24 protein-coding genes are annotated in these 25993 nt (G+C 73.3%); 20 read left to right on the forward strand and 4 right to left on the reverse strand.

Annotation, left to right across the window (positions count from 1 at the left end; genetic code table 11):
• The first annotated feature begins 7 nt into the window (after nucleotides 1-7).
• From kdpB to KSK32_RS15200, 6 genes are all read left to right on the forward strand, one after another.
• Nucleotides 8-2182, forward strand: a complete 2175-nt coding sequence (kdpB, locus tag KSK32_RS15175) for a potassium-transporting ATPase subunit KdpB (protein WP_216931802.1) — start codon at nucleotides 8-10, stop codon at nucleotides 2180-2182.
• Nucleotides 2182-3063, forward strand: coding sequence for a potassium-transporting ATPase subunit C (locus KSK32_RS15180; protein WP_216931803.1), 882 nt, complete (start codon nucleotides 2182-2184; stop codon nucleotides 3061-3063). The genes kdpB and KSK32_RS15180 overlap by 1 nt, the downstream gene beginning before the upstream one ends.
• A gap of 81 nt (nucleotides 3064-3144) precedes the next feature.
• Nucleotides 3145-5691, forward strand: a complete 2547-nt coding sequence (locus KSK32_RS15185; protein ID WP_216931804.1) for a DUF4118 domain-containing protein — start codon at nucleotides 3145-3147, stop codon at nucleotides 5689-5691.
• Nucleotides 5688-6368 carry a response regulator gene (locus tag KSK32_RS15190; protein WP_216931805.1) on the forward strand — a complete coding sequence of 227 codons (681 nt, stop codon included), beginning with the start codon at nucleotides 5688-5690 and terminating at the stop codon, nucleotides 6366-6368. Before KSK32_RS15185 ends, KSK32_RS15190 begins: the two co-directional genes overlap by 4 nt.
• Nucleotides 6369-6425: 57 nt before the next feature.
• The gene (locus KSK32_RS15195; RefSeq protein WP_216931806.1) at nucleotides 6426-7532 is read left to right on the forward strand and encodes a magnesium and cobalt transport protein CorA; all 1107 of its coding nucleotides are present in this window, start codon (nucleotides 6426-6428) and stop codon (nucleotides 7530-7532) included.
• A 256-nt stretch (nucleotides 7533-7788) separates the two neighbouring features.
• Nucleotides 7789-8058 (forward strand): GlsB/YeaQ/YmgE family stress response membrane protein, encoded by a 270-nt coding sequence (locus tag KSK32_RS15200; RefSeq protein WP_216931807.1) that lies wholly within the window; start codon nucleotides 7789-7791, stop codon nucleotides 8056-8058.
• A gap of 67 nt (nucleotides 8059-8125) precedes the next feature.
• Here the strand turns inward: KSK32_RS15200 and KSK32_RS15205 are convergent, their stop codons facing one another.
• Nucleotides 8126-9709 carry a DUF4139 domain-containing protein gene (locus KSK32_RS15205; protein WP_216931808.1) on the reverse strand — a complete coding sequence of 528 codons (1584 nt, stop codon included), beginning with the start codon at nucleotides 9707-9709 and terminating at the stop codon, nucleotides 8126-8128.
• Between the two features lie 163 nt (nucleotides 9710-9872).
• Here KSK32_RS15205 and KSK32_RS15210 point away from each other — a divergent pair, with 163 nt between their 5' ends.
• Nucleotides 9873-10214, forward strand: a complete 342-nt coding sequence (locus tag KSK32_RS15210) for an STAS domain-containing protein (protein ID WP_289256605.1) — start codon at nucleotides 9873-9875, stop codon at nucleotides 10212-10214.
• Here KSK32_RS15210 and KSK32_RS15215 read toward each other — a convergent pair.
• Nucleotides 10194-11462 carry a PP2C family protein-serine/threonine phosphatase gene (locus KSK32_RS15215; RefSeq protein WP_216931810.1) on the reverse strand — a complete coding sequence of 423 codons (1269 nt, stop codon included), beginning with the start codon at nucleotides 11460-11462 and terminating at the stop codon, nucleotides 10194-10196. The two genes, KSK32_RS15210 and KSK32_RS15215, sit on opposite strands and share 21 nt — an antisense overlap.
• A gap of 204 nt (nucleotides 11463-11666) precedes the next feature.
• On the opposite strand from KSK32_RS15215, the gene KSK32_RS15220 reads away from it, so the two are divergent.
• The 5 genes from KSK32_RS15220 to KSK32_RS15240 are packed head-to-tail and all read left to right on the forward strand — an operon-like array spanning nucleotide 11667 to nucleotide 16827.
• Nucleotides 11667-13265 carry an ABC transporter substrate-binding protein gene (locus tag KSK32_RS15220; RefSeq protein ID WP_216931811.1) on the forward strand — a complete coding sequence of 533 codons (1599 nt, stop codon included), beginning with the start codon at nucleotides 11667-11669 and terminating at the stop codon, nucleotides 13263-13265.
• Entirely contained in the window at nucleotides 13247-14266 is a 1020-nt protein-coding gene (locus KSK32_RS15225) for an ABC transporter permease (protein WP_289256606.1), read from the forward strand. The genes KSK32_RS15220 and KSK32_RS15225 overlap by 19 nt, the downstream gene beginning before the upstream one ends.
• Nucleotides 14259-15125 carry an ABC transporter permease gene (locus KSK32_RS15230; RefSeq protein ID WP_216931812.1) on the forward strand — a complete coding sequence of 289 codons (867 nt, stop codon included), beginning with the start codon at nucleotides 14259-14261 and terminating at the stop codon, nucleotides 15123-15125. The genes KSK32_RS15225 and KSK32_RS15230 overlap by 8 nt, the downstream gene beginning before the upstream one ends.
• Entirely contained in the window at nucleotides 15122-16120 is a 999-nt protein-coding gene (locus KSK32_RS15235; protein WP_216931813.1) for an ABC transporter ATP-binding protein, read from the forward strand. The genes KSK32_RS15230 and KSK32_RS15235 overlap by 4 nt, the downstream gene beginning before the upstream one ends.
• Nucleotides 16117-16827, forward strand: coding sequence for an ABC transporter ATP-binding protein (locus tag KSK32_RS15240; protein WP_216931814.1), 711 nt, complete (start codon nucleotides 16117-16119; stop codon nucleotides 16825-16827). The genes KSK32_RS15235 and KSK32_RS15240 overlap by 4 nt, the downstream gene beginning before the upstream one ends.
• A gap of 7 nt (nucleotides 16828-16834) precedes the next feature.
• On the opposite strand, the gene KSK32_RS15245 is transcribed toward KSK32_RS15240, so the two are convergent.
• Nucleotides 16835-17275, reverse strand: coding sequence for a hypothetical protein (locus KSK32_RS15245; RefSeq protein ID WP_216931815.1), 441 nt, complete (start codon nucleotides 17273-17275; stop codon nucleotides 16835-16837).
• Nucleotides 17276-17587: 312 nt separating this feature from the next.
• Here KSK32_RS15245 and KSK32_RS15250 point away from each other — a divergent pair, with 312 nt between their 5' ends.
• The 6 genes from KSK32_RS15250 (at nucleotide 17588) to KSK32_RS15275 (ending at nucleotide 21269) form a co-directional block, all read left to right on the forward strand.
• On the forward strand, nucleotides 17588-18655 hold the full coding sequence (locus KSK32_RS15250) for a DUF2855 family protein (RefSeq protein WP_216931816.1): 1068 nt from the start codon (nucleotides 17588-17590) through the stop codon (nucleotides 18653-18655).
• 118 nt (nucleotides 18656-18773) lie between these two features.
• Nucleotides 18774-19010, forward strand: coding sequence for a hypothetical protein (locus KSK32_RS15255; RefSeq protein WP_254187064.1), 237 nt, complete (start codon nucleotides 18774-18776; stop codon nucleotides 19008-19010).
• Between the two features lie 121 nt (nucleotides 19011-19131).
• The gene (locus tag KSK32_RS15260) at nucleotides 19132-19863 is read left to right on the forward strand and encodes a GAF and ANTAR domain-containing protein (RefSeq protein WP_254187065.1); all 732 of its coding nucleotides are present in this window, start codon (nucleotides 19132-19134) and stop codon (nucleotides 19861-19863) included.
• A gap of 284 nt (nucleotides 19864-20147) precedes the next feature.
• Nucleotides 20148-20537: a lipopolysaccharide assembly protein LapA domain-containing protein gene (locus KSK32_RS15265; RefSeq protein WP_216931818.1), complete on the forward strand. Its 390-nt coding sequence runs from the start codon at nucleotides 20148-20150 to the stop codon at nucleotides 20535-20537.
• The gene (locus KSK32_RS15270) at nucleotides 20537-21028 is read left to right on the forward strand and encodes a DUF5994 family protein (protein WP_216931819.1); all 492 of its coding nucleotides are present in this window, start codon (nucleotides 20537-20539) and stop codon (nucleotides 21026-21028) included. Before KSK32_RS15265 ends, KSK32_RS15270 begins: the two co-directional genes overlap by 1 nt.
• Nucleotides 21029-21095: 67 nt before the next feature.
• On the forward strand, nucleotides 21096-21269 hold the full coding sequence (locus KSK32_RS15275; RefSeq protein WP_216931820.1) for a hypothetical protein: 174 nt from the start codon (nucleotides 21096-21098) through the stop codon (nucleotides 21267-21269).
• Nucleotides 21270-21726: 457 nt separating this feature from the next.
• Here the strand turns inward: KSK32_RS15275 and KSK32_RS15280 are convergent, their stop codons facing one another.
• Complete coding sequence (locus KSK32_RS15280; RefSeq protein ID WP_216931821.1) at nucleotides 21727-23019, reverse strand: GAF domain-containing protein; 1293 nt, start codon at nucleotides 23017-23019, stop codon at nucleotides 21727-21729.
• 182 nt (nucleotides 23020-23201) lie between these two features.
• Here KSK32_RS15280 and KSK32_RS15285 point away from each other — a divergent pair, with 182 nt between their 5' ends.
• Complete coding sequence (locus tag KSK32_RS15285; protein ID WP_216931822.1) at nucleotides 23202-24587, forward strand: glycoside hydrolase family 6 protein; 1386 nt, start codon at nucleotides 23202-23204, stop codon at nucleotides 24585-24587.
• Nucleotides 24588-24857: 270 nt separating this feature from the next.
• Nucleotides 24858-25802, forward strand: a complete 945-nt coding sequence (locus tag KSK32_RS15290) for a cation diffusion facilitator family transporter (protein WP_216931823.1) — start codon at nucleotides 24858-24860, stop codon at nucleotides 25800-25802.
• Nucleotides 25803-25993: the final 191 nt, after the last annotated feature.

The raw sequence follows: 25993 nt of genomic DNA on the forward strand, positions 1-25993 counted from the left end.
CAAGGACATGACCGCACCTGTTCAGACCGCCGACGCGCCGGTACCCGGCACACCCGACCGCCGGGACAACCGGGTCGGCGGCGGGCTGCTCGATCCTCGCCAGTTGCTCCGGTCGCTGCCGGACGCGCTGCGCAAGCTCGACCCGCGCACGCTCTGGCGTAACCCGGTGATGCTGATCGTGGAGATCGGGGCGCTGTTCACCACCGTGCTCGCGGTGGCCGACCCGTCGGTCTTCGCGGTCGCGATCACCGTCTGGCTCTGGCTCACCGTGATCTTCGCGAACCTGGCCGAGGCGGTCGCCGAGGGGCGCGGCAAGGCGCAGGCCGACACGCTGCGCCGGGCCAAGCAGGACACCATCGCCACCCGCCTGGTCGGCTGGACGCCGGGTGCCGCCGCGAACGCGTACCGGGACGAGGCGGTGCCCGCGCCGCAACTGCGGCAGGGCGACGTCGTCCTGGTCGAGGCGGGGCAGGTCATCCCCGGCGACGGCGACGTGGTGGAGGGCATCGCCAGCGTCGACGAGTCGGCGATCACCGGCGAGTCCGCCCCGGTGATCCGGGAGTCCGGCGGCGACCGCAGCGCGGTCACCGGCGGCACGAGGGTGCTCTCCGACCGGATCGTCGTCCGGATCACGCAGAAGCCGGGCGAGAGCTTCATCGACCGGATGATCGCGCTGGTCGAGGGCGCCAACCGGCAGAAGACGCCGAACGAGATCGCGCTCAACATCCTGCTGGCCGCGCTGACGGTCATCTTCCTGCTCGCCGTCGTCACGCTCCAGCCCATGGCGATCTTCGCCAAGGGCTACCAGGCCGCCGCGCCGGACACCGCGGCGATCACCGACTCCGGCGTCACCGGCGTCGTCCTGGTCTCGCTGCTGGTCTGCCTCATCCCGACCACCATCGGCGCGCTGCTGTCCGCGATCGGCATCGCCGGCATGGACCGGCTCGTGCAGCGCAACGTCCTCGCCATGAGCGGCCGGGCGGTCGAGGCGGCGGGCGACGTCAACACGCTGCTGCTGGACAAGACCGGCACGATCACGCTCGGCAACCGGCAGGCCGCCGAGTTCCTGCCGGTGACCGGCGTGGACGCGGCCACGCTCGCCGACGCGGCGCAACTGTCCAGCCTGGCCGACGAGACCCCCGAGGGCCGCTCGGTGGTGGTGCTCGCCAAGAACGAGTTCGGGCTGCGCGAGCGCGAGCCCGGCCTCATCCCGCACGCCACGTTCGTGCCGTTCACCGCGCAGACGCGGATGAGCGGCGTCGACCTCGACACCGACGGCGACGTCCGGCACATCCGCAAGGGCGCCGCCGCCGCGGTGATGAAGTGGGTACGCGAGAACGGCGGCCACCCGACCGAGCAGGTCGGTGAGCTGGTCGACGCGATCAGCGGCACCGGCGGCACGCCGCTCGTGGTGGCCGAGCACGTGGCCGGTGAACCGGCTCGGGCGCTCGGCGTCATCCACCTCAAGGACGTGGTCAAGGCCGGGATGCGGGAGCGCTTCGACGAGATGCGCCGGATGGGCATCCGGACCGTGATGATCACCGGCGACAACCCGCGTACCGCGAAGGCGATCGCCGACGAGGCGGGCGTGGACGACTTCCTCGCCGAGGCCACGCCGGAGGACAAGCTCGCGCTGATCAAGAAGGAGCAGGAGGGCGGCCGGCTCGTCGCCATGACCGGCGACGGCACCAACGACGCGCCCGCGCTGGCCCAGGCGGACGTCGGCGTCGCCATGAACACCGGCACGTCGGCCGCGAAGGAGGCCGGCAACATGGTCGACCTCGACTCCGACCCGACCAAGCTGATCGAGATCGTGGAGATCGGCAAGCAGTTGCTGATCACCCGGGGCGCGCTGACGACGTTCAGCATCGCCAACGACATCGCGAAGTACTTCGCGATCATCCCGGCCATGTTCGCCGGCATCTACCCCGCGCTGGACCGGCTCAACATCATGCGCCTGGCCAGCCCCGAGTCGGCGATCCTCTCCGCCGTCGTCTTCAACGCGATAGTCATCGTGGCGTTGATCCCGCTGGCCCTGCGCGGCGTGCGCTACCGGCCGGCCAGCGCCTCGACGCTGCTGCGCCGCAACCTGTGGCTCTACGGCCTCGGCGGCATCGTGGTGCCGTTCGTCGGCATCAAGCTCATCGACCTGCTCGTCCAGTTCGTCCCAGGGATCTCGTGATGCGCCTTCCCAGTTGGCTCTCCCAGCACCTGGCCGCCCTGCGCGCGGTGCTCGTCTTCACCGTGCTGCTCGGCCTGGTCTACCCGCTCGCCCTGGTCGCCGTGGGCCGGCTCCCCGGCCTCGACGGCAAGGCGGACGGCTCACTCGTCACAGCCGGCGGGAAGACCGTCGGCAGCTCGCTGCTCGGCCAGTCCTTCACCGACGCGGACGGCAACCCCGTCCCGCGCTACTTCCAGTCCCGCCCGTCGGCCGCCGGGGACGGCTACGACCCGACCTCCACCGCGGCGAGCAACCTCGGCCCGGAGAGCGTGGTGGACACGCTCACCGGCGACGAGGAGACCTCGGCGCAGAGCCTGCTCACCCAGGTCTGCGCGCGCAGCAAGGCGGTCGGTGAGCTGGACGGCGTGGACGGGCGGCTCCCGTACTGCACCTCGGACGGGGTGGGCGCGGTGCTCGCCGTGTTCCGCGCCGACGGTCTCACCGGCCGGATCACCCGCGTGGTGAGCGTCAACCAGGTCGCTCCCGCGACGCCGTTCGTCACCAGCTACCAGGGCGTGCCGGTGGAACTGGCGAAGCCGGGTGAGGACTACGTCGCCGCCGGCGGACTGGTCACTCCGATCCGTGGCGACGCCCCCGCCGAACCGGCGGTGCCGGCCGACGCGGTCACCGCCAGCGGCAGCGGCCTCGACCCGCACATCTCCCCGGAGTACGCCCGGATCCAGGTGGCCCGCGTGGCGCGGGAGCGTGGCGCGGACCCGGCGGCGGTGCGGCGGCTGGTCGCGGAGCACACCACCGGCCGGGCGCTGGGCTTCATGGGCGGGCCCGGCGTGAACGTGCTGGAACTCAACCTCGCGTTGGACGAGGCGTTCCCGGCGCGCTGACGGAGGCGTTAAGAAGGGCCCCCTCCACCTCGCGAGGCGTTAACAGGGGGCCCTTCCTTGCACTGGGGGAGGATGGGGGTCGTGGGCAGGGGTGAACTGCGGATCTATCTCGGGGCAGCTCCGGGCGTCGGCAAGACGTACGCCATGCTCGAGGAGGCCCAGCGCCGGGCCGAGCGCGGCACCGACGTGGTGATCGGCCTGGTCGAGACGCACGGGCGCCGGCACACCGCCGGGATGATCGGCGACCTGGAGGTGGTGCCGCGCCGGTCGATGACCTACCGGGGCGTCGACTTCACCGAGATGGGCCTGGACGCGGTGCTGGCCCGGCGGCCCGAGGTGGTCGTGGTGGACGAGCTGGCCCACACCAACGTGCCCGGCTCCCGTCACGACAAGCGCTGGCAGGACGTGCAGGAGCTGCTCGACGCCGGGATCAGCGTGCTCTCCACCGTCAACGTGCAGCACCTGGAGTCGCTCAACGACGTGGTCGCGCAGATCACCGGCACCACCCAGCGGGAGACCGTGCCGGACCAGGTGGTCCGGGCCGCCGAGCAGGTCGAGCTGGTGGACATGACGCCGGAGGCGCTGCGCCGCCGGATGGCGCACGGCAACATCTACCGGCCCGACAAGATCGACGCCGCGCTCGGCAACTACTTCCGGGTCGGCAACCTCACCGCGTTGCGCGAGCTGGCGCTGCTCTGGCTGGCCGGCAAGGTCGACGAGCAGCTCGACGCGTACCGGGCCCAGCAGGGCATCTCCGACACCTGGGAGGCGCGGGAACGGGTCGTCGTCGCCCTGACCGGCGGCCCCGAGGGCGAGACGCTGATCCGCCGCGCCGCCCGGATCGCCGCCCGCAGCAAGGGCGCCGACCTGCTCGCCGTGCACGTGGCCCGCAGCGACGGGCTCGCCGGCGCCGACCCGGCCCAACTCGCCCGGCAGCGGGTGCTGGTGGAGAGCCTCGGCGGCACGTACCACCAGGTGCTCGGCACCGACATCCCGGCGGCGCTGCTCGACTTGGCCCGGGGCGTCAACGCCACCCAGCTCGTGCTCGGCGCGAGCCGCCGGGGCCGGTTCGCGCAGGTGTTCGCCCGGGGCGTCGGGGTGACCACCACCGCGCTGTCCGGCCCGATCGACGTACACCTGGTCACCCACCCCGAGGCGGGGCGCGGACGCCGGGGCGCGTCGGTGCCCGCCGCCCTGTCGCGGCGCCGGCGACTGATCGGGTACGCGCTCGCGGTGCTCGGCATGCCCCTGCTCACGCTCGTGCTGCGGACGCTGCCCGACCTCACCCTCACCAACGACATCCTGCTGTTCCTCGCCGGTGTGGTGGGCGTGGCGCTGGTCGGCGGCCTGTGGCCCGCGCTGGTCGCCGCGCTCGGCGGCTCGCTGCTGCTCAACTGGTTCTTCACCCCGCCGTACCGGACGCTGACCATCGCCGAGGCGGACAACCTGCTCGCCCTGGGCGTGTTCGTCGGCGTCGCCATCGCGGTGAGCTGGGTGGTCGACGTGGCGGCCCGGCGCACCCGGGAGGCGGCCCGGGCCTCCGCCGACGCGCAGACCCTCGCCACCGTCGCGGGCAGCGTGCTGCGCGGCGAGCGGCCGTTGCCCGCGCTGCTGGACCGGTTGCGGGAGACGTTCGGGCTGCGCGCGGTCAGTGTGCTGGAACTGACCGACGAGGCCGGGGGACGCCCGGCGCGCGCCCGGCAGGCGGACGCCTGGCGGGTGGCGGCGAGCGTCGGCGAGCGGCCGCCGGGCAGCCCGAGCGCGGGCGAGACGGTGGTGCCGGTGGACGACCGGCTCAGCGTGGTGCTCGCCGGCCGGCGGCTGGAGGCGGCCGACCGGCGGGTGGTCGAGGCGTTCGCCGCTCAGGCCGCCGTCGCGCTGCGCCAGGAGCGGCTGGCCGCGGAGGCCGCCACCGCGCGCCCGCTGGCAGCCGCCGACCGGATGCGGACCGCGCTGCTCGCGGCCGTCAGCCACGACCTGCGTACGCCGCTGGCGTCGGCCAAGGCCGCGGTGAGCAGCCTGCGCAGCCATGACGTCGAGTTCGACGCGGACGACCGGGAGGAGCTGCTCGCCACCGCCGACGAGTCGCTGGACCGGCTGGGCCGGCTGGTGGCGAACCTGCTCGACATGAGCCGGTTGCAGGCCGGCGCGCTGGGCGTGAGCGCCACCGCGATCGGGCTGGAGGACGCCGTACCCCGGGCCCTCGACGAACTGGGCGCGGCGGCGGCCGAGGTGACCACCGACATCCCGGCCGACCTGCCGGCGGCGCTGGCCGACCCGGGCCTGCTGGAGCGGGTGCTGGTCAACATCGTGGCGAACGCGCTGCGGCACAGCCCGCCCGGCCGGCCGCCGGCGATCACCGGCAGCGCACACGCCGGGCAGGTCGAGCTTCGGGTGATCGACACCGGTCCGGGCATCCCGGAGGACCAGTGGGAGCATGTCTTCCTGCCGTTCCAGCGCCTCGGCGACCGGGACAACCAGACCGGGGTGGGCCTGGGGCTGGCGCTGTCCCGGGGACTGGCCGAGGCGATGGGTGGCAGCATCACCCCCGAGACCACACCCGGCGGCGGGCTCACCATGGTGCTGCGGCTGCCGGCCGCCACGCAGCCGGAGGGGCCGCCGGAATGACCCGGATCCTGGTCGTCGACGACGAGCCGCAGATCCTCCGCGCGCTGCGGATCAACCTGCGCGCCCGGGGCTACGACGTCGAGGTGGCCGACAGCGGCGCCGCGGCGCTCAAGGCCGCCGCCGGGCACCCGCCGGACCTGGTGGTGCTCGACCTCGGCCTGCCCGACCTGGACGGCACCGAGGTCATCCGGGGCCTGCGCGGCTGGACCGCCGTGCCGATCATCGTGCTCTCCGGGCGGGCCGGCAGCGAGGACAAGGTGGCCGCGCTCGACGCGGGCGCGGACGACTACGTCACCAAGCCCTTCGGGGTGGACGAGTTGCTGGCCCGCATCCGGGCGGTGACCCGGCGGCTGGCCCCGGCCACGCCCGCCGTGCCCGCGCTGCGGATCGGCCGCAACACCGTCGACCTGGCCGACCGGACCGTCACCCGGGACGACGGCGTCGAGGTCAAGCTGACCCCCACCCAGTGGGCCATGCTGGAGAAGCTGCTGCGCAACCCGGGCAAGCTGGTCAGCCAGCGCCAGTTGCTGCACGACGTGTGGGGACCGGAGTACCACCACGAGACGAACTACCTGCGGCAGTACATGGCCCAGTTGCGGCGCAAGCTGGAGGACGACCCGGCCCGGCCGCGCCACCTGATCACCGAGCCGGGCATGGGCTACCGCTACCGCCCCTGACGTTTGCGCGTGCGCCGGCGGGGGACTCGGCGACCCGGCCGAGCAGCGGGGAGGGGCATGGCGGACAACCGGTCCTCGGAGGGGTTCGGCCGGCGCCTGGACGAGCACGCCATCGACGCCGGCGCGGCCGAACCCGAGCGCCCCGACGGGCTGGTCGACAGCGGCGTCTACGTCGACGGCGTACGCCGGGCGTCGCCGGCCGGTCTCGCCGACACGTTCCGCTGCCTGCAACAGCTCGACGACGCGATGGCCTGGATCGGGCTGCGCCGGCCGGGCCGCGAGCAGGTCGCCTCGCTGGCCGCCGAGTTCCAGCTTCCCGACCTGGCCGTCGAGGACGCGATCAACGCCCATCAGCGCCCCAAGCTGGAACGCTACGGCGACACACTGTTCGTGGTGCTGCGCGCCGCCCGCTACCTGGACGCGCGGGACGCGGTCGAGTTCGCCGAGCTGCACCTGTTCCTCGGCCCCGGATTCGTCATCACCGTGCGGCACGGCGGCACCCCGGACCTGGCCGGGGTACGGCGGCGGCTGGAGGCCGAACCGGAGGTGCTCGCGCTCGGCCCGGAAGCCGTGCTCTACGCCGTGCTCGACCGGGTGGTGGACGGCTACGCGCCGGTGGTCGCCGGGCTGGAGAACGACATCGACGAGATCGAGACCGAGGTGTTCGGGGGCGACCCGAACGCCAGCCGCCGCATCTACGAGCTGAGCCGCGAGGTGATCCAGTTCCAGCGGGCCGCCCGGCCGCTGCTGAAGGTGGTCGACGCGCTCACCGACGGCTTCGACAGGTACGGCACGGACGAGGAGCTGCGCCGCCGGCTGCGCGACGTGGCCGACCACCTGACCCAGGTGGTGGAGCGGGTGGACGGGTTCCGGCACCTGCTCCAGAACATCCTCACCGTCAACGCCACTCTGGTCTCACAGGCGCAGAACGAGGAGATGCGCAGCCTGACCGCGGCGAGCTTCGAGCAGAACGAGGAGATCAAACGGGTCTCCGCGTGGGCGGCGATCCTGTTCGCGCCCACCCTGATCGGCACCGTCTACGGGATGAACTTCACCCACATGCCGGAGCTGGACTGGCGGTTCGGCTACCTGTTCGCGGTCGTCCTGATGCTGGCCGTCTGCGGCGCGCTCTACCTGCTGTTCAAGCGCCGTGGCTGGCTGTGAGCGGGCCGGGTGCGCCCCGGCCCGAGCCGGCCGTCCGTGGTGATCCACTAGGGTGCCCGGGTGGCTACCACCCGTTGTTCGCGCGTGGTCCGGCTCCGGGGATCCGGAGGAGAGCGCTGATCGCCGCCAGCCCTCGGACCACTGATCAGGGTCGGTCATGACAGTTGTGTGACGAAAACGGATTCCGCGTTTGGCCGAGTGGTTGATCCGGGCAACCAGCGAGGCGCCAACACATCTGAGGGAAGGGACGCCTCTCGTGGAGATCACGGGCTTCTTCACCGCGCTCATCATCGGTCTCGTCATCGGTGCGCTCGGGCGCCTGGTGGTGCCGGGCAAGCAGAACATCCCGATCTGGCTGACCCTGCTCATCGGTGTGGTCGCCGCGTTCATCGGCACGCTCGTGGCCGGTGCGTTCGGCGTCGACGACACCGCCGGCATCGACTGGATCGAGCTGCTGCTCCAGGTCGGCTTCGCCGCCATCGGCGTCGTCGTCTTCGCCGGCCTCTACGGCCGCCGTCGAGTCTGAGACTGAAGGAAGGGCCCCTTCTTAACGCATTCTGCATAAGAAGGGGCCCTTCTTAACGCCTGTGCGGCTACTCCCGCCAGCCGGTCAGCTCGACGCCCCTGGCCAGCTCCACCCGGAAGCCGAGGGCGATCTCGCCGCTCTCACCCGGTGGCAGCGACAGCCGCCAGGTCAGCTCACCCAGCTCCGTACGCTCGGCCGGCGGCGGCGTCAGCGCGGTCTCGCGTACCGCCACCGCCTCGTCCCGGGACACCGGCAGCTGGTCCCGCACCTCGACAGTGGCCGGACGGGGCGTGTGGTTCGCCACCGTGATCCGGTACTCCACCTCCCGCCGCCGCGTCGACCCGAGCGCGGCCTTGCTCTCGGTACGCCGGGACAGCTTCCGCTCCACCCGCAGCCGGTCGTCCACCCCGAGCGCCAGCTCCGTCTCCTCGCCCGGCGCCCATGTCGTCAGCCTCGTCGCCGCCACGAAGTCCGCGCCGTGGAAGACCGACGCCGGGCCGGGCAGCAGCGTGTGGTCCGACGTGTTGCGTACCGTGGCGCGCAGGTGCGCCTCGGCGGCGCGCACCGGCACTGTGACGTGGTCCAGCCGGGCCGGCAGCTCCAGCACCGCGATCGTCACCCGGTGCGCGCTGCCGTCGGCCGGCACCGCCACCGGCCGGGCGGGCCGGTAGGTGGCCGCCGTCACGCCCTGCTCGACCTCGGCGACGCTCTCCCGCACCGCCGGCGCGGCGGACCGCGCCGCGCGGGGACGGCCCGCCGGCGCCGCGCCGGGCGCCGGGGGCGGCACCATGCCGCCGAACGACGCGGCCGACGCGGCCACCGGCGGGTGCGGGCGGAACCGGTCGAGATACCAGGGCGACAATTCGGGTACGCCGCTCGCTGCCGCCGGGCGGGCCGTGGAGAGCTGGAGGTCGCACTCCGGCCAGTCCTCCCCGGTGCCCTGGCTGACCAGGCCGAACCAGGTGACAGTCATGGTGTCCTCGACCAGCCGCAGGTCGTAGGAGGGCGTCCAGCGGGCGCCGTCCACCAGGTACGTCAGCTCCAGCTCCACCTCGGTGTCGTCGGCGTCCACCGAGACGGACACCTCGGCGGCCAGCCGGTCCGGCTCCCGCTTGCCGCGCGCCGCGTCCAGCTCCCGGTCGACGGCGGCCAGTTCCTCGGCCAGCTCGGTGCGCCGCCGGGCCAGCCCGCGCCGCCGGGCCCGTGACTCGGCGAGCTGACCGGACACCGAGTCGGTGAAGGTCGCGACGTCGGCCGGGGCCGCGTCACCCGCGGCCAGGGCGCGGGCGTACGTGCCACCGGCGCGCTCGGCCAGCCGGGCGAGGAAATCGCCGCGCTGCTCCTCGATCGCGTCGGTGTCGCCGACCTCGGCCAGCTCGTCCGCCAGGCCTCGGCGCCGCCGTTCCAGCTCGACCACCTGGGCGTCGGTGCTGCGGGGCTGCCGCCACGTGGTCACGTCCACCCCGAGCACCGTCACCGCGCCCCGGCCGGCCACCCGGATCGAGTCCCGGTGCAGGCCCAGCGGGAGCGGGGCGACGCGTACCCGATGGTCGCCGGCGGCCAACCGGACGCCGCCGCGGCGGGTGACCCGGGCGCGGTCCGGGTAGACGGTCACGCCGACGACAGGCGCATCGATCTCCACAGTGTCCACGGCGGCGAGGGTAGTTCAGCCACGCCCGCGACGCGCTACCGCAGTTGCAGCCGCTCGCCGGCGGCCGGGTGAGCGCTTGCGGGAGGCGATCGGGACGGATTTCTGGCACGGTGGACAAGAGATGCCGTCGCCGCGCGGTTGAGGGGGAGTGGTGGAGTTCTCGGTGACGACCAGGCAGGGGCGCGTCGGCCCGGTGATCGAGGTCGCCGGTGATCTGGACATGGCCACCGCGCCGCAGCTGCGCGACCGGCTGCTCGACGTGGTGGAGACCGGTGCCCGGACGGTGGTCGTCGACCTGACCCAGGTCGGGTTCGTGGACTCCAGCGGCCTGGGCGCGCTGGTGCTCGTCTACAAGAACCTGCGGGAGCGCGACGGCTGGCTCGGCCTGGCCGTCGTCCGCCAGTCGATCCGCAACGTCTTCTCGATCACCTCGGTGGACCGCGTCATCCCGCTCTTCGGCACCGTGCGGGAGGCCGAGGACGGCTCACCGGCGGCCGTGCGCTGAGGGCTCCTCGTCCGGACTGACGCGGGCGGTGTCGGCGCCGGCGGTGCTGCGCCGCGGCCCGTGGTCGCCGTACCAGTCGACGACGAGCAGCGTGGCGTCGTCGGTCAGCGCCGGCCCGGCGACCTCCAGCACCGCGTCGGACAGCGCCCGGACCGCCTCGCGGGGATGCAGGTGCGCGAGGCGGAGCAGGGCGGCGGGCAGGTCGAGGTCGGCGGCGTTGCGCTCGCGCATGCCGTCGGTGACCACCACCAGCCGGTCGCCGGGCAGCAGTGGCAGCTCCCCGCTGCGGTAGCTCTCCTCGGGGAACATCCCGAACGGGAAGTTGCCCGGCAGCTCCACCGGTACGACGCGGCCCTCCCGGACCAGTATCGGCGGGACGTGCCCGGCGTTCAGCAGTTCGCAGCGGCCCGTGGTGAGGTCGATCCGGCCCAGCACGGCGGTGATGTAGGCGCCGCGCACGTTGGCGTGCTCCGCGACGGCCCGGTTGGCCTCCTCGGCCTGGGCGACCAGGCCGGCGCCCCGCCGGCGTGTGTTGCGCAGGCTGCCCACGCCGAGGGTGGCGGTGAGCGCGCTCGCCACGCCGTGGCCCATCGCGTCGGTGACGCTGAGGTGCAGCAGGTCCCGGGCCAGGCTGTAGTCGAACGTGTCGCCGCCGACGCTCGCGGCGGGTTCCAGCCAGCCGGAGAGGGCGAAGGCACCGGCCTCGCAGGTGAACGAGGCGGGCAGCAGACGGCGCTGGATCTCGGCGGAGAGGGTGAACGGGGTGGTGCGCTGTCCCCATTCGAACAGGTCGGTGTGCCTGCGGTTGGCGATGACCACGAACGCCAGCGGGTGTGCGGTGCGGGCGACCCAGGCCACGACGTCGCCGTCCGGTTCGTCGGGCAGGTCGATCTCCAGCAGGCCGATCGCCTCGCCGCGGTCGGTGACCGGTGCGAGCACGGTCCACGTGCCGTCGCCGGGGACGACCTCGGGGGCCTGCTGCCGGAGGGCGCGCTCGTAGGGGCCGCCGTCGAACGGGAGGACCTCGGCGTCCTCCTCGTCGTGGCGCCGGCCGGGACCGCCGCCGGTCGGCCGGTGCGTCAGCCGGACCAGCGCACGGCCGCTCAGGTCGGCGATCAGCAGCGAGACGCCGAGCGCGTTCAGTGCCGTGGCGATGACGCCGGTGACGGCCTCGACCGCCTCCACGGGGGCGGCGTTCTCGGCCGACTGCAATATCCCGGCCAGCACCGCCTGCTCGCTGTCCTCCACCTCGTGAGCATATTCAGCGCGCGGGGCGGCCGCCCCGCGAGCGACGCCGGGGCCGGCGGGGCCCTGCCATCGACCCGCCCTTATTGCATATAGTTGGCAACTGCAGAATAGTGGTGGTAGCGGGCGCTCGGGCACGCGATGATCGATCCTCGCCGGAGCGCCCGCCCTGCTGCCACCCGCAGACGAGTGTTCGAGGGGTTGCCGGTGGCGATCAGAACCAAGCCCGTACGGGTGGCCGCGGTACTCGCCGCCGCCCTGCTCGCCGCCGCGGGGTGCTCGTCGCCCACCGCGTCGACCGGCGGCGCGAACAACGCCGGAACGCTGGTGGTCGCCACCGCCGGGGAGCCGGACACGCTCAACCCGGTGCTCAACTACGGCGTCGACGGCGCTTCGCTGATCTTCGACGGGCTGGTCGCCCGGGACGCCCGCAACGAACTGGTGCCGGCCCTGGCCCGTGAGCTGCCCACGGTCTCGGCGGACGGGAAGACGGTCACCGCCAGGCTGCGCGAGGGCGTGCTGTTCCACGACGGCAGCCCGCTGACCGCGCCGGACGTGGTGTTCACCTACCAGGCGGTGCTGGACCCGGCTGTCGACTCGACGCTGCGCTCCGATCTGGACATGCTCGCCTCCGTCACCGCGCCCGACCCGGCGACGGTGGTGTTCACCCTCAAGTACGCGTACGCGCCGTTCCTGCAACGGCTGGCGCTCGGGATCGTGCCGGCGAAGGCGTTCGCCGGGCAGGACGTCAACAAGGCCGCCTTCAACCGCAAGCCGGTCGGCACCGGCCCGTACCGGGTGACCTCCTGGACACCGGGTGACCGGCTGGTGCTAGCCGCCAACGAGAAGTACTGGGGCGGCGAGCCGGCGAACTCCGGCGTGGTGGTGGCGTTCGTCGCCGACGACAACGTACGGGCCCAGCGGATGCGCGCCGGCGAGTTCGACGCGGCGGAACTGGCCCCGAAGCTCGCGTCCGGGTTCGAGAGCCGGAACGGCTACCGGGTGCACAAGGTGCCGACCGCCGACTACCGGGGCGTCATGCTGCCGATGGGCAACCCGGTCACCGGCGACCTCGCGATCCGGAAGGCGCTGAACGCCGCCGTGGACCGGCAGGCCATGGTGACCGGCGTGCTCGGCGGTGCCGGGGAGCCCGCGTTCGGGCCGGTGCCGCCCACGTCGCCGTACGCCGAGCCGTCCGTCGCCGGCGAGCCCGCCGCCGACACCGCCGCGGCGACCGCCGCGCTGGACGCCGCCGGGTGGAAGCCCGGCCCGGACGGCATCCGGGTCAAGGACGGCCGGCAGGCCGCGTTCACGCTGATGTACCCGGCCACCGACAGCCTGCGCAAGGAACTGGCCCTAGCCGTCACCGCCGACGCGAAGAAGGCCGGCATCACTGTCACGCCGGAGGGCCTGACCTGGGACGCGATCACCCCGCGGATGAAGAACGACGCCCTGATCATGGGCTACGGCACGCCGTACGATCCGGACTTCGTCTCGTACAAGCTGTTCAACTCGGCCTTCGCCGGGCAGGGCTTCTTCAACCCGGGCTCGTACCGGTCCGCGGTCACCGACGCCGCGTTGCAGAAGGGCCGGGACAGCGCCGATTCGGCCGCCCGGAAGGCCGCGTACGCCACGTTCCAGAAGCAGCTCGCCGCCGACATGCCGTGGGTGTTCCTCACCTATCTCCAGCACACGTACGTGCTGAAGGACACCGTGACCGGTGTGACGCCGCGGGTCGAGCCGCACGAGCACGACGTCGCCAACAGCATCTGGTGGAACGTGCACACGTGGACGAAGAAGTCGTGACGGCGCCCGCTACCGGCCGGCGGCGGCTGGCCGGGGCGGGCGCGGTGGTCCGGCGGCGGCTGCTGGTGGCCGTACCGGTGCTGGCCGCGACCAGCATGGGTATGTTCGCGCTCGGCGCCGCCTCCCCGATCGACCCGGCCCAGCAGTACGCGGGCGCGGCGGCGTTCACCACCAGCGAGGAGAACCTCGCGCAGATCCGTGCCAACTGGGGCGTCGACGACCCGCTGCCCGTGCAGTACGCCCGCTGGATCGGCAACCTGCTGCGCGGCGACCTCGGCTGGTCGACGAGCCGGCACGAGCCGGTCACCTCGGTGCTTGCGGCGCGGGCCGGCTGGACGCTGCTGCTCGTCGGCACCGCGCTGGCCCTGGTGCTGGTGGCGAGCGTGCTGTTGGGCACGCTGGCCGCGTACCGGCGCGGTGGCTGGTTCGACCGGGCGCTGCGGTCCGTCGCGTACGCCGTGCAGTCCATGCCGGTGTTCTGGATCGGCCTCGCGGCCATCGCCGTGTTCGCCCTGAGCCTCGGCTGGCTGCCCGCCGGAGGGCTCACCGACATCACCGCCACCGGCACCGACCCGGGTGACGTGGCCCGGCACCTGGTGCTTCCGGTGACCGTGCTGGCGATCTCCCAGGCGCCGTGGTTCGTTCTGTTCGTCCGCGACGCGGTCGCCGAGAGCCTGCGCGACGACCACGTCCTGGCCGCACGCGCCCGGGGCCTGCCGGGCCGGGTCGTCCTGTTCGGACACGCGCTGCGGACCGCGCTGCTGCCGTTCCTCACCCTGGTCGGCACGCACCTGCCCGAACTCGTCGGCGGCGCGGTGCTGGTGGAGACCGTGTTCTCCCTGCCCGGCCTCGGCGCGGTCACCGTCGAGGCCGCGCTGGGCGCCGACTTCCCGCTGCTCGCGGCCACGACCCTGGCCACCACCGTCGTGGTCCTGACCGCGAACCTGCTCACCGACCTCGCCTACGCCGCCGCCGACCCCCGGGTACGCCTCGATGACTGATCTCGCCCTTCCCGCGCGCGTCCGGCGCCTGCGCCGTACCGGCAGCGCCGGCACGATCGTCGCCGTCGTCGTGCTCGGCGGTGTCGTCGCCGCCGCGCTGCTGGCCCCGGTCCTGTGGCCGCTGGACCAGAGTGCTGTGGACCTCTCCCGTACCCGGCTCGCGCCGTCGCCGGAGCACCTGGCCGGCACCGACGACCTCGGCCGCGACGTGGCGTTGCGCAGCCTCTACGGCCTGCGCGTCTCGCTGCTCGTCGGCGCGGTCGCCGCGCTCGTCGCCGCCGTCATCGGTGGCGTGGTCGGCGCCGTAGCCGGCAGCGTCGGCGGCTGGGTCGACCGGGCGCTCATGCGGGTCGTGGACACCGTCGCGGCGCTGCCGCACCTGCTGCTGGGCATCTTCATCGTGGCGATGCTGCGCCCCAGCCTGGGCGCGGTGATCGCCTCCATCGCGCTGACGCACTGGCTGTCCACCGCCCGGATCGTCCGCTCCGAGCTGCTCAGCCTGCGCAACCGGCCGTTCGTCGACGCCGCGATCGCCGGCGGCGCCGGGCGCGTCCGGGTGCTCACCCGGCACCTGCTGCCGCACGTGCTGCCGCGCCTGGCGCTGGCGACCACGCTCATGGTGCCGCACGCCGTCTGGCACGAGACCGCGCTGTCCTTCCTCGGCCTCGGCCTGCCCCCGCACCTCGCCTCGATCGGCAACATGATCAACGACGGGCAGCGGTCGCTGCTCACCGGCGCCTGGTGGGCCAGCATCGTTCCCGGTCTCCTGCTCGTGGCGGCCACGCTGGCACTCGCCGTGCTCACCGGCCGCTGGCGCGACCGCCTCGACCCGCGCGTACGAGCGGAGCTGCAACTGTGACCACCACCGCGCTGCCCGCCGGTACCGCTCTCGCCTCGCCGCTGCTGGCCGTCGACGGGCTGACCGTCCGCTTCCGGCTGCGCGACGCGGTCGTGCACGCCGTCACCGACCTGAGCCTCACGCTACGGCCCGGCGAGCTGCTGGCGGTGGTCGGCGAGTCCGGGTGCGGCAAGTCCGTCCTCGCGCACGCCCTGCTCGGCCTGCTGCCCGGCAACGCCGTAGTCACCGGGCGGGCCCGCCTGCACGCGCCGGGACGCCAGGAGACCGACCTGATCGGCGCGGGGGAGCGGCACCTCGCCCGGCACATACGCGGCCGGGGCGTCGGCCTCGTACCGCAGAGCCCCGCCACCGCGCTCACCCCGGTGCGTACCGGGCGGAAGCTGCTGGAGGAGACGCTGCGCGCCCACGGGCACACCCGCCGCGACGCGCCCGCCGCCGCGGTCCGGATCGCCGCCGACGTGGGCCTCGACCCGGCCGACCTGGACCGGTACCCGCACGAACTGTCCGGCGGCATGGCCCAGCGGCTCGCCACCGCCCTCGCGCTCGCGCCCGACCCGCCGGTGCTGCTCGCCGACGAACCCACCACCGGCCTGGACCGGCCGCTCGTCGACCACACGCTGGACCTGCTGCGCCGCCGCTGCGACACCGGCGCCGCCGTCCTGCTCATCACGCACGACCTCACCGCCGCGCGCCGCGTCGCGGACACCGTCGCCGTGATGTACGCCAGCCGTATCGTCGAGCACCGCCCGGCCGAGGCGCTGTTCGACGACCCGGCCCACCCGTACACCGCCGGTCTGCTCGACGCCCTGCCCGACCGCGCCTTCGTCCCGGTGCCCGGGCACCCGCCCAGGCTCACCGACCTGCCCGGCGGCTGTGCCTTCGCCCCACGCTGCGCCCGCGCCACCGACACCTGCGGCACCCTGCCCCGCCTCGCCGCCGACGGCACGGGCCGGGTCTCCTGTCACCACCCGCTGCGCGAGGAGGCACCGGCATGACGGCCACGGTTCCCGGCGCGACCGACGCCGCCGCCCCGGGCGACGCGCCGGCCGGCGGGCTCGCCGCGCACCAGGTCTGCGTCGCGTACGGCAGGCAGCGCGTCCTCGACCGGGTCGACCTGCACGTCGCCCCCGGCGAGACGGTCGGGTTGCGCGGGCCCTCGGGCAGCGGCAAGTCCACGCTCGCCCGCGTCCTCGCCCTGCTGCACGCCCCGGACAGCGGTCACGTCACGATCGACGGAAGACCGCTCGGCGGCGTCCGCTACCGCCTGCCGGCGGAACTGCGCACCCGCGTCGCGATCCTGTTCCAGAGCCCGCGCGCCGCCACCGACCCGCGGCTCAGCCTCGCCGACATCGTCACCGAGCCGCTGCGCGCCACCGGCACACCGCGCGACGAGGCGGCCGCCCGTACGGCGGAGCTGGCCGACCTGGTCGGACTGACCCCCGACCTGCTGACCCGCCGCCCGCACGCGGTGAGCGACGGGCAGCTGCAACGCGCCTGCCTCGCCCGCGCCCTGGTCCACCGGCCGGACTACCTGCTCTGCGACGAGGCCACCGCGATGCTCGACGCCTCAACCCAGGCACACGTCGCCGCCGTCGTCACCGACTACCAGCGCCGGCAGGGCGCCGGGGTTCTGGTCATCACCCACGACCCGGCGCTGATGAACCGCTGGGCCACGCGGGTGGTGGACCTGCCCGCGGCGTGACGGCGCGTCACCCCTCGGCCGGGCGGCGGACGGTGCCGAGCGCTCCGGCGACGACGGCCCCGAATCCGACCGCCATGAGCGGCAACCCCATCCCGAAGGGCAGCTCACCGACCCAGTTGATGCTGCTGCGCTCCGGGAGCGCGCCCAGGCTCACCGCGACCACGGCACCGGCCAGGAACATCCCGGCCACCGCCGCACCGACCGCGAGCCTGGCGAACGCCGTGCTCCGCCCGGCCCAGAGGCCGGCGAGAACGGCGATCACCAGGGACACCACGACCAGCCAGGTCCAGCCGCCCTCGGTCTCCAGGTAGTTCCAGCCCGAGTACCACCACTGGTGGACGCGGCTGGCGCGGAACCAGGGGATCAGATAGCCGACCAGTGCGGTGGCGCTGCCGGTCAGGAGCAGCAAGTCGGGGGCCGGGCGGTACCGGCGAGGGGAGTCGTCCACGGCTTCGGAAGCTAGCAGGGGCCGCCGAGGAGACGGCAGTACCGGCCGGTGTACGAGGTGCGCCGCGCGGCGCGCAGCGACGTTCCGCCAGGGCGGCACTCGCCCCGTACGTCGCGTGGACCCTCTCCGCCACCGCGCTCAACGGCGCGATCGTCGGCCTCAACCGGGGACGGTGACCGGCGTCCGCCTGGTCACGTGCCCGGTGCGGATGCGGGCCACCTCTGCACCGGTGCCGCGCAACGACGTCGCCGAGTGGGATTTTGCACTCCCAGTGCACTTGTCTCCGGTTCCGCGGCTGCCTAGCGTCAGGCCATGGCTGACTCGTGGACGTTCGCTGTGGCCCGTGACGACCTCGCTCGCACCACACTCGTCGACGGCGCCGTGCCCGGCCTCGCCGACGGGGAGGCGCTGCTGCGCGTGGACCGCGTCGGTCTGACCGCCAACAACGTCACCTACGCGGTGCTCGGCGAGGCGATGCGCTACTGGGAGTTCTTCCCGCCGCAGCCCCGCGGGCTCGACGGGCGGTGGGGTCTCCCGCCACTGTGGGGCTTCGCCGAGGTGACCGCGTCCACGGTGGCCGGCGTCGAGCCGGGGCAACGGGTCTACGGCTACCTGCCGCCCGCCGGCCACCTGGTGGTACGTCCGGACCGGGTGGACGAATCCGGATTCCGCGACGCCAGCACGCACCGGGCGGGCCTGCCCTCGCCGTACAACTCCTACCGGTCGACCGACGGCGACCCCGCCTACCACCCCGAGCAGGAGGACCTGCTGATCCTGTTCCGGCCACTGTTCTTCACCTCGTTCATGCTCGCCGACCAGGTCGTCGACGAGGACGGCTACGGGGCGCGGTCGCTGGTGCTGTCGTCCGCGTCGAGCAAGACGGCGTACGCCGCCGCGTTCGAGCTGCACGGCCGCGGCCCGCGCCTGATCGGGCTCACCTCGCCCGGCAACCTCGCCTTCACCCGGTCGCTGGGCTGCTACGACGAGGTTCTCTCCTACGACGACATCGGCACGCTCGACGCCGTTGCGACCGTCTACCTGGACCTGTCCGGCTCACCCGCGACCCGCGCCGCCCTGCGCGCGCACCTCGGTGACCTGCTCGTCCGGGACATCGCGGTCGGCCTGACCCAGCAGACGCCCAACGCCGGCGCCGCCGGGGAGGTCTTCTTCGCGCCGGTGCGGATCCGTAAGCGGAGCCAGGACTGGGGTCGCGCCGGCCTCGACGAACGGTTCGCCGACGCATGGCGGCGGTTCTCCCAGGTGGTGAGCGGATGGCTCGACGTGCGGGCCGGCACCGGTCCCGATGCGCTGCGGGACGCCTGGCTAGACGTCCTCGCCGGCCGTACGCCGCCCCGGGTGGGGCACGTCGTCCAGCTCTGAGAACGCCGCCGATGTCGACCGTGACGGGCCGGGCCGGCCGATGCGCGCTAGGCTGTCCCTGCGGGGTACCGGCGGCTGATCGCCGACCCCTTGCTTTTCCCACGGTTTCCCAGCCGCGATGACTGAGTCGAGCGCTGCCGTGCAGATTCCCTTGGAGCACTTCGTGCCCGACAATACGTTCGCCCTGAATCCCTTCCGTGCCGAGCGGTTCGGGGTCACCGACGACGAGCGCAGTCCGATCGCGGACATCAGCGCCGAATCCATGACCCGCCTGCGGAGCCCGTTCACCGCGGAACGCTCCGCTCGCGTCTCGGTCGGCGAGCCCGCCCGGCGCCAGGCCGTCACCGCAGCGTGACGGACGCACACCCACCTGTGAATCGGGTCGTGGGCGGACACCGCGTGCATCTGGTCCGCCGGGGCGATGACGCGCCCCTCGGCGGTCCGACCCCGGGACCGCCGAGCGCGAGGTGACCGAAATGACCGAGACCCAGCTGGCCGACGTCTTCGTGGAGATGGCCGACACCCTCGTCGACGACTTCGACGTGATCGAGTTCCTGCAGGGGCTGACCGAGAGGTGTGTCGAACTGCTGGGTGTGTCGGCGGCCGGCCTGCTCCTGGCCGACAAGCGCGTCACGCTGCGGGTGGTCGCCGCGTCCTCCGAACGCACCCGGCTGCTGGAGCTGTTCCAGCTCCAGACCGGCCAGGGGCCCTGCCTCGACTGCTTCACCTCCGGGCAACCGGCGTCGGCCGCCGACCTGACCGTGACCACCGCCCGATGGCCGAGGTTCAGCGCCGCCGCGGCCGAGGCCGGCTTCGCCGCGGTGCACGCCCTGCCCATGCGCCTGCGTTCCGAGGTGATCGGCGCGCTGAGCCTCTTCGACGTCCGGCCGGGAGCCGTCGACCCGGACAGGCTCCGCATCGCCCGGGCGCTCGCCGACGTGGCCACCATCGGACTGCTGCAACACCGCGCCATCCACGAGCGCGACGTCGTCACCGAGCAGCTGCAGACCGCCCTGAACAGCCGGGTGCTGATCGAACAGGCCAAGGGCGTTCTGGCCGAGCGCCTCCAAGTGGACGTCGGCCAGGCCTTCGCGATGTTGCGCGACGGCGCCCGCAGCCGCAACCGACGGCTGTCCGAGCTGGCCCAGGCGATCGTCGACGGCTCCGAGCAGCTCGCGCCGGTACCGGTCGCCGACAGGTCCGACTGACGACCGGTTCGACAACTGAGTGCGCTTCGCAGGGCCGCCGGGTTTCGGCCGGGGAGGCGAAGGCGTACACCGTCGGTGTCGCCGGCTGGCCCGCCGGCGCCGCCGATCCGGGATACGCCGGTCGCCGGCCGGGGCTCTGACGGTACGTGTTCGGCCAGAGGGGTAGTTCCGACATCTCGGACGTACCGATCGGTCGGGCGGAGAGTAGGCTCAGGATGTCGTCCCGGACCCCGACGGCCCTCGGTTCGCGTTATTCGCGCACCACCGTCGAGATGAGGTCCACCATGACCAGGTTCGCCGACTCCACCCGCTCCGCCACCGTGCGGTCCACACCTGAGATCAACAACCGGCCCCGTCCCGTGCCGCGCGTCCGCACCGCGGGGTCGCTGGTCGCGATCACGGCCTCCGCCGTGGTGCTGCTCCTGCTTCTGATCTTCATCCTGCAGAACGGTCAACGCACGACCGTGCACTTCTTCGGTGCGAACGGGGAACTCCCGATGGGGGTCGCGCTGCTGCTGGCCGCGGTGTTCGGCGTGCTACTGGTGACCGTCCAGACCACCACCCGACGCGTCATCCAGCTGCTGGCGACCCGCAGGCGTCGCACCACCCCCGGCACCCGTCCGGACCTCGCCGGCACCGGCGCGGACGCCGGCCTGCGAGAGGGAGGGAACTGATGGTCCGCTCAGCCCAGGACCGCATGACGTGGGTCTGCACCAGCGAACCGCCGACGGCACGCCTGCGGCTGGCCGATCCACCGTCCAGCCGCGCGATCCTCGACGGCGGTTGGTGGCCCACGTCACGAGACCCGGTCGTCGAACTGTCCAGCCTGATCACCGCGCTCGCCGCCCGAGGCAGCGGCGTGATCGAACGGGTCATGCTTCCGCCGGCGTCCTGGGACAGCCATCCGACGCGGATCGGTGTCGGCGGCACCGTGGTGCGGGTGGGCTGGTTCGCCACCCTCGACGCCGAGCGGGTGATTCTCACGGGCAGGCGGGACCTGCGGATCGACCTGGCCGTGACAGCGCCCCACACCGCCGCCGTCGCGGCGACCGCGGCCATGCACGCGGCCTCGCACCTCGCCGACACCACCCGCATCGCGGCCTGGGAGACCGAAGGCGGCCACCTTCGACCCGATCGGCACCCGACGGCGCCGGTCCGGGCCTGAACGCCCGGACCAGCCCGGCCCGAGGGAGGGCCATGACCGTTCCGCACCGCTTCACAAGGGGGTACCGATGAGGATCGCCAGATACCGGATCACTGCGGCGCTGCGCGAGCGCGGGCAGCAGGTCAGGGCCGAATGGGTCGAGCGGGAACTGCCGGAACTGGTGGATTCCGACCAGCACGCCGGGCTGCTCGCCACCCTGCGTCTCGATCCGGCCGACCTCGCCGCCACCCGGTCCTGGTGAGGGTTGCCCTGCTCGGGCCGATCGCCTGGCGGACACCCCCGCACCACTACGGTCCCTGGGAGCAGGTGACCGGGCTGCTCGCCGAAGGGCTGGTCACTCTGCCCGGTTCGTGCGGTTCACCGACGAGAACGGACCGGTGTGCCGGGCCACCTACACCGCCTACGACGGCCGGCGCATCGCCACCCGCGCGCTGGCCAGCACCGACCTGCGCCGCTTCGAGGTCACCCCGATGCGCGGGCCGGGCGTCCGCAGCAAGGGCGTCGCGCGAGCTGTGGCTGCCGTACGGGGCGAGCGACGCCCGGGTCGGCTTCGCCACCGTGCCGCTGGCCGCGCTCATCGGGGCGATGGTGCGATGGCCGCACGGCCCCTCCGCCCAGGCGGCGGAGTAGACGAAGGACGCGTCCGCTCCGGGCCTCGGCGCGGCGTCGACGCTTCCCGGCGCGGGATCGGCCGGTGGTCAGCGGTTGAGGTAGGTGGCCAGGCCGCCGAGCTCCTCGCTGGCGATGAAGATCGAGCGGACGTTGATGATGGCTTCCTCCACATGGACCGGGCAGCCCCACGCCGAGTCGCCCCAGGAGTCGGCGACCTTGATCTCGGCGGGTGCGGCGCAGCCGTCGCTGCCGCCGAGCTGACACTGCCCGGGGCGGGGGGAGGCGGCCTGCGCGGCGGCGGCGGCACGCAGCCGGGAGCTGAGTTCTGCGGCGGCGGCGGCGCGCTGCTCCGCCTCGGCCCGAAGTTCCCGCTCCGCCCGCACCACCCGGGCCAGCTCGTCGTGGGCGGCTCGGGCGCGGGCGTCCGCGGCGGCCTTCGCCTCCTCGATGTGGTGGCGCTCGATGGCCAGTGCGGCGGTGCCGGTGAAGACCCGGGCGAGGGCCAGGTCGGTGTCCCACGGGACGCGCGGCGTGCGGTGGTACATGGCGAACGTGCCGAGCAGGCTGCCGTCCCGGGCCAGGATCGGCGTGGACCAGCAGGCGGCGAGCCCGGCCCGCGCGGCCAGGTCGCGGAAGTCGGCCCAGAACGGGTCGGTGGCGATGTCGGTGACAGTGACCGGTTCCCGCCGGTGTGCGGCGGTGCCGCACGAACCGACACCCTCACCGGTGGCGATCCCGTCGATGGCCTCGTTGTAGAAGTCGGGCAGGCTCGGCGCGGCGCCGTGGCGCAGGTGCCGGCCGTCGGCGTCGGCGAGCAGGACGGAGACGAGCACCTCCTGCGGGGCGAGGTTCTCGATGCGGCGGGCCATCCCGTCGAGCACCTCGGTGAGGGGCGCCTGACGGGCGATCTGTTCCAGCATGGCGCGGTGTTCGGCCATCAGCCGCTGGGCGTGCTTGACCTGGGTGGTCTCCACCCCGATCACCCGGATGCCGGTCACCGTGCCGGCGGCGTCGCGGCGCGCCTCGTAGGTGAAGTCGAAGAACGTCTCCCGCGCCTGCGATCCGGTGCCCAGCATGATCCGGGCGTCGTGGCCGGTGTAGGACTCACCCGTGCGGTAGACCTCGTCCAGCAGGGCGATGAAGCCCTGGCCGTCGAGTTCCGGCATCAACTCGGCGAGCGGGACTCCGGTGCGTGCGCGTTCCTCACCGATCGCGGCGAGGAACGCCGGGTTCGCCGCCTCCACCACGTGCGTCGGCCCGGCGAGCGCCGCGAAGACGGCGATGGACTGCCCGAACAACGTCCGCAGATCCTCGTCCGCGGGCCCTCCGGCGACCGGCGAACTCGCCGTGGTCGGACGCTGGCCTGGTAGCGCCGTCATGCCTGGTCTTCCTCCCACGCCGGCTTCGTCGGTCGAGTGGCGGGCCCTCGCCCGCTGACGGTCGCCAGATTACGGGGCATTGGCGGACGTTCACATCTTGGCATCGACGCCCGCCTCCGTTACCGTCGTGGGAACGCTCCCACGAACTTAGATACGTCTATGTGATCAGGAGGAAACACGACGTGGCTATCCTCTCGTCCCGCCGCAGATCAGCGGCCATCAGCTCGGCGGCCGTCGCGGGCCTCGCCGCGGCCGGCGTCTGCTTCGCCGTCGGCGGCGCGTCCGCCGGCACCGTGTCCGGATCGCTCTACCGCGACCCGAGTTCGGCGGTCGTCCGCTGGGTCGCCGCCAACCCCGGCGACTCGCGCGCCGCCGTCATCCGCGACAAGATCGCGAGCCAGCCGCAGGCCCGCTGGTACGCCAACTTCAACCCGTCGACCATCCAGTCCGAGGTCTCCGGGTTCGTCGGCGCCGCCAACGCGGCGCAGCAGATCCCGGTGCTGTCGGTGTACGAGATCCCCAACCGGGACTGCGGCGGCGCCAGCGCCGGTGGGGCGCCGGACCTCAACCAGTACCAGACCTGGGTGTCCAACTTCGCCAGAGGACTCGGCAACCAGACCGTCCTGATCATCCTGGAGACCGACTCGCTCGCGCTCCAGACCTGCCTGAGCCCCAGCGAGCTCAGCGCGCGCAACCAGGCGCTCACGACGGCGACCCAGACCATCAAGTCGGCGAACCCGAACGCCAAGGTCTACCTCGACGGCGGTCACTCCACCTGGAACAGCGCCAACGACACGGCCAACCGGCTCCGGGCGGCCGGCGTGCAGTACGCCGACGGCTTCTTCACCAACGTGTCGAACTTCAACCCCACCTCCAGCGAGGCGAACTTCGGCCGGGCGGTCATCTCCGCGCTCAACGGCATGGGCATCTCCGGCAAGCGCCAGGTCATCGACACCAGCCGCAACGGGGGAGCCGCGGGGGACTGGTGCGCCGACGACAACACCGACCGGCGCATCGGGCAGTACCCGACGACGAACACCGGCGACGCCAACATCGACGCGTACCTCTGGGTGAAGCCGCCGGGTGAGGCGGACGGCTGCCGGTACACGGCCGGATCGTTCCAGCCGGACCTGGCCTTCAGTCTCGCCAACGGCGCGCCCAACCCGCCCACCACCGCGCCGCCGACGACCAACCCGCCGACGAGCGCGCCGCCGACCACGGCTCCGCCGACGACCGCGCCGCCCACCACGGCGCCCCCGACCACGCCGCCGCCGGCCGGTAACGGCTGCTCGGCGTCGGTCGCGATCAACCAGTGGAACGGCGGTTTCACCGCGAGCGTGAACGTCACCGCCGGCTCCGCGGCCATCAACGGCTGGACCGTGACCGTCGCGCTGCCCGGCGGCGCCGCGATCACCGGCACCTGGAACGCCCAGGCCAGCGGCACCAGCGGCACCGTCCGGTTCACGAACGTGGGCTACAACGGGCAGGTCGGGGCCGGCCAGACGACCAACTTCGGTTTCCAGGGCACCGGCACCGGCCAGGGCGCGACCGCCACCTGCGCCGCCTGACCGGAACGGATGCCGGGGCCCGGCGCGGAGGATCGCTCTCCGCGCCGGGCCCCCGGCGTCCGCGCTCGAACAGCGACCACGTACGCCTCGATCGACGCTTTCCTGCGCGCGAGCGCCGGCGACCTGACCGCGGGCGGCCACCCCGCCGGCCGGTGCGGTTGGTTCCGGCCGGTTCCGGGCAAGGGCTCGTCGGAACTGTGGCAGCGGCCGGCCGGGGGTGCTGGCACACTGACGACCCACACCGTGGCGTACGACGAGGGGGAGTAGCCGATGGCGGCGGAAGGCAGCACCAAGGCCGTGGTGACGGCGCTGGTCGCGAACCTGGGGATCGCGGCGAGCAAGTTCGTGGCCGCCGCCGTCACCGGTTCGGCGTCGATGCTCGCCGAAGGCGTGCACTCGGTCGCGGACTCCACGAACCAGGCCCTGCTGCTGGTGGGCGGCAAGCGCGCCCGCCGCGCCCCCACCGCGCTGCACCCGTTCGGCTACGCCCGTGAGCGCTACGTCTACTCGTTCATCGTCGCGATCATCCTGTTCACCCTCGGCGGTCTGTACGCCCTCTACGAGGGCTATCACAAGATCAGCGACCCGCACGAGCTGTCCTCACCGCTGATCGCCGTCGCCGTCCTGCTCATCGCGATCGCCCTGGAGAGCTTCGCTCTGCGGACCGCGGTGCAGGAGGCGAACAAGGTACGCGGCAAGCAGAGCTGGGTCTCCTTCGTCCGCCGCGCCCGCGCCCCGGAACTGCCGGTGATCCTGCTGGAGGACGCCGGCGCCCTGCTCGGCCTGCTGTTCGCCCTGTCCGGCGTGGGCCTGAGTGTGCTCACCGGCAACGCCCTGTTCGACGGCATCGGCACCCTGTGCATCGGCGTCCTGCTGGTCGTCATCGCCGTCGTCCTCGCCGCCGAGACCAAGAGCCTGCTCGTCGGCGAGGCGGCGCTGCCCGAGGAGATCACCGCGGTCCACACCGAACTGGTCTCCACCCCGGGCGTCGACCGGGTCATCCACCTGCGCACCCTGCACCTGGGGCCGGAGGAGATCCTGGTCGCGGCGAAGATCGCCATCAGCACCTCCGACCGGGGATCAGATGTCGCCGCCACCATCGACTACGCCGAGGCGCGGATCCGTCGGGTGCTTCCGACCGCCACGGCGATCTACCTCGAACCCGACATCGACCGGCGGCCCGCACCCGCCGCCGCGTCCGGCCCCGGCAGCTGAACCGGCTCCCTCGTCGCGGCGTACGGCAGATCGACGTCCCGCAGCGCGTGAACGCCATCCTCGACCGGCACGCACCGGCCGGATGAGGCGGTCCGGCCGCGGTCCGCCAAGGGGGCGTCAAAATTCCGGGGACCGGCGTAGCAGAGGTGTGAAGGCTGTCGACGTGGCACCGCGAACGGGCTGATATGGCG

This window comes from Micromonospora sp. WMMB482 (assembly GCF_019038635.1).
GTDB lineage: Bacteria > Actinomycetota > Actinomycetes > Mycobacteriales > Micromonosporaceae > Micromonospora > Micromonospora marina.

Bases quoted from the DNA above. Each gene is read 5' to 3' on its own strand.
- KSK32_RS15260 (WP_254187065.1), top strand. From the start codon at position 19,132: ATGACCGAGACCCAGCTGGCCGACGTCTTCGTGGAGATGGCCGACACC.
- KSK32_RS15180 (WP_216931803.1), top strand. From the start codon at position 2,182: ATGCGCCTTCCCAGTTGGCTCTCCCAGCACCTGGCCGCCCTGCGCGCG.
- KSK32_RS15290 (WP_216931823.1), top strand. From the start codon at position 24,858: ATGGCGGCGGAAGGCAGCACCAAGGCCGTGGTGACGGCGCTGGTCGCG.
- KSK32_RS15280 (WP_216931821.1), bottom strand. From the start codon at position 23,019: ATGACGGCGCTACCAGGCCAGCGTCCGACCACGGCGAGTTCGCCGGTC.
- KSK32_RS15275 (WP_216931820.1), top strand. From the start codon at position 21,096: ATGAGGATCGCCAGATACCGGATCACTGCGGCGCTGCGCGAGCGCGGG.
- KSK32_RS15265 (WP_216931818.1), top strand. From the start codon at position 20,148: ATGACCAGGTTCGCCGACTCCACCCGCTCCGCCACCGTGCGGTCCACA.
- KSK32_RS15195 (WP_216931806.1), top strand. From the start codon at position 6,426: ATGGCGGACAACCGGTCCTCGGAGGGGTTCGGCCGGCGCCTGGACGAG.
- KSK32_RS15230 (WP_216931812.1), top strand. From the start codon at position 14,259: ATGACTGATCTCGCCCTTCCCGCGCGCGTCCGGCGCCTGCGCCGTACC.
- KSK32_RS15250 (WP_216931816.1), top strand. From the start codon at position 17,588: ATGGCTGACTCGTGGACGTTCGCTGTGGCCCGTGACGACCTCGCTCGC.
- KSK32_RS15270 (WP_216931819.1), top strand. From the start codon at position 20,537: ATGGTCCGCTCAGCCCAGGACCGCATGACGTGGGTCTGCACCAGCGAA.
- KSK32_RS15190 (WP_216931805.1), top strand. From the start codon at position 5,688: ATGACCCGGATCCTGGTCGTCGACGACGAGCCGCAGATCCTCCGCGCG.
- KSK32_RS15240 (WP_216931814.1), top strand. From the start codon at position 16,117: ATGACGGCCACGGTTCCCGGCGCGACCGACGCCGCCGCCCCGGGCGAC.
- kdpB (WP_216931802.1), top strand. From the start codon at position 8: ATGACCGCACCTGTTCAGACCGCCGACGCGCCGGTACCCGGCACACCC.
- KSK32_RS15255 (WP_254187064.1), top strand. From the start codon at position 18,774: ATGACTGAGTCGAGCGCTGCCGTGCAGATTCCCTTGGAGCACTTCGTG.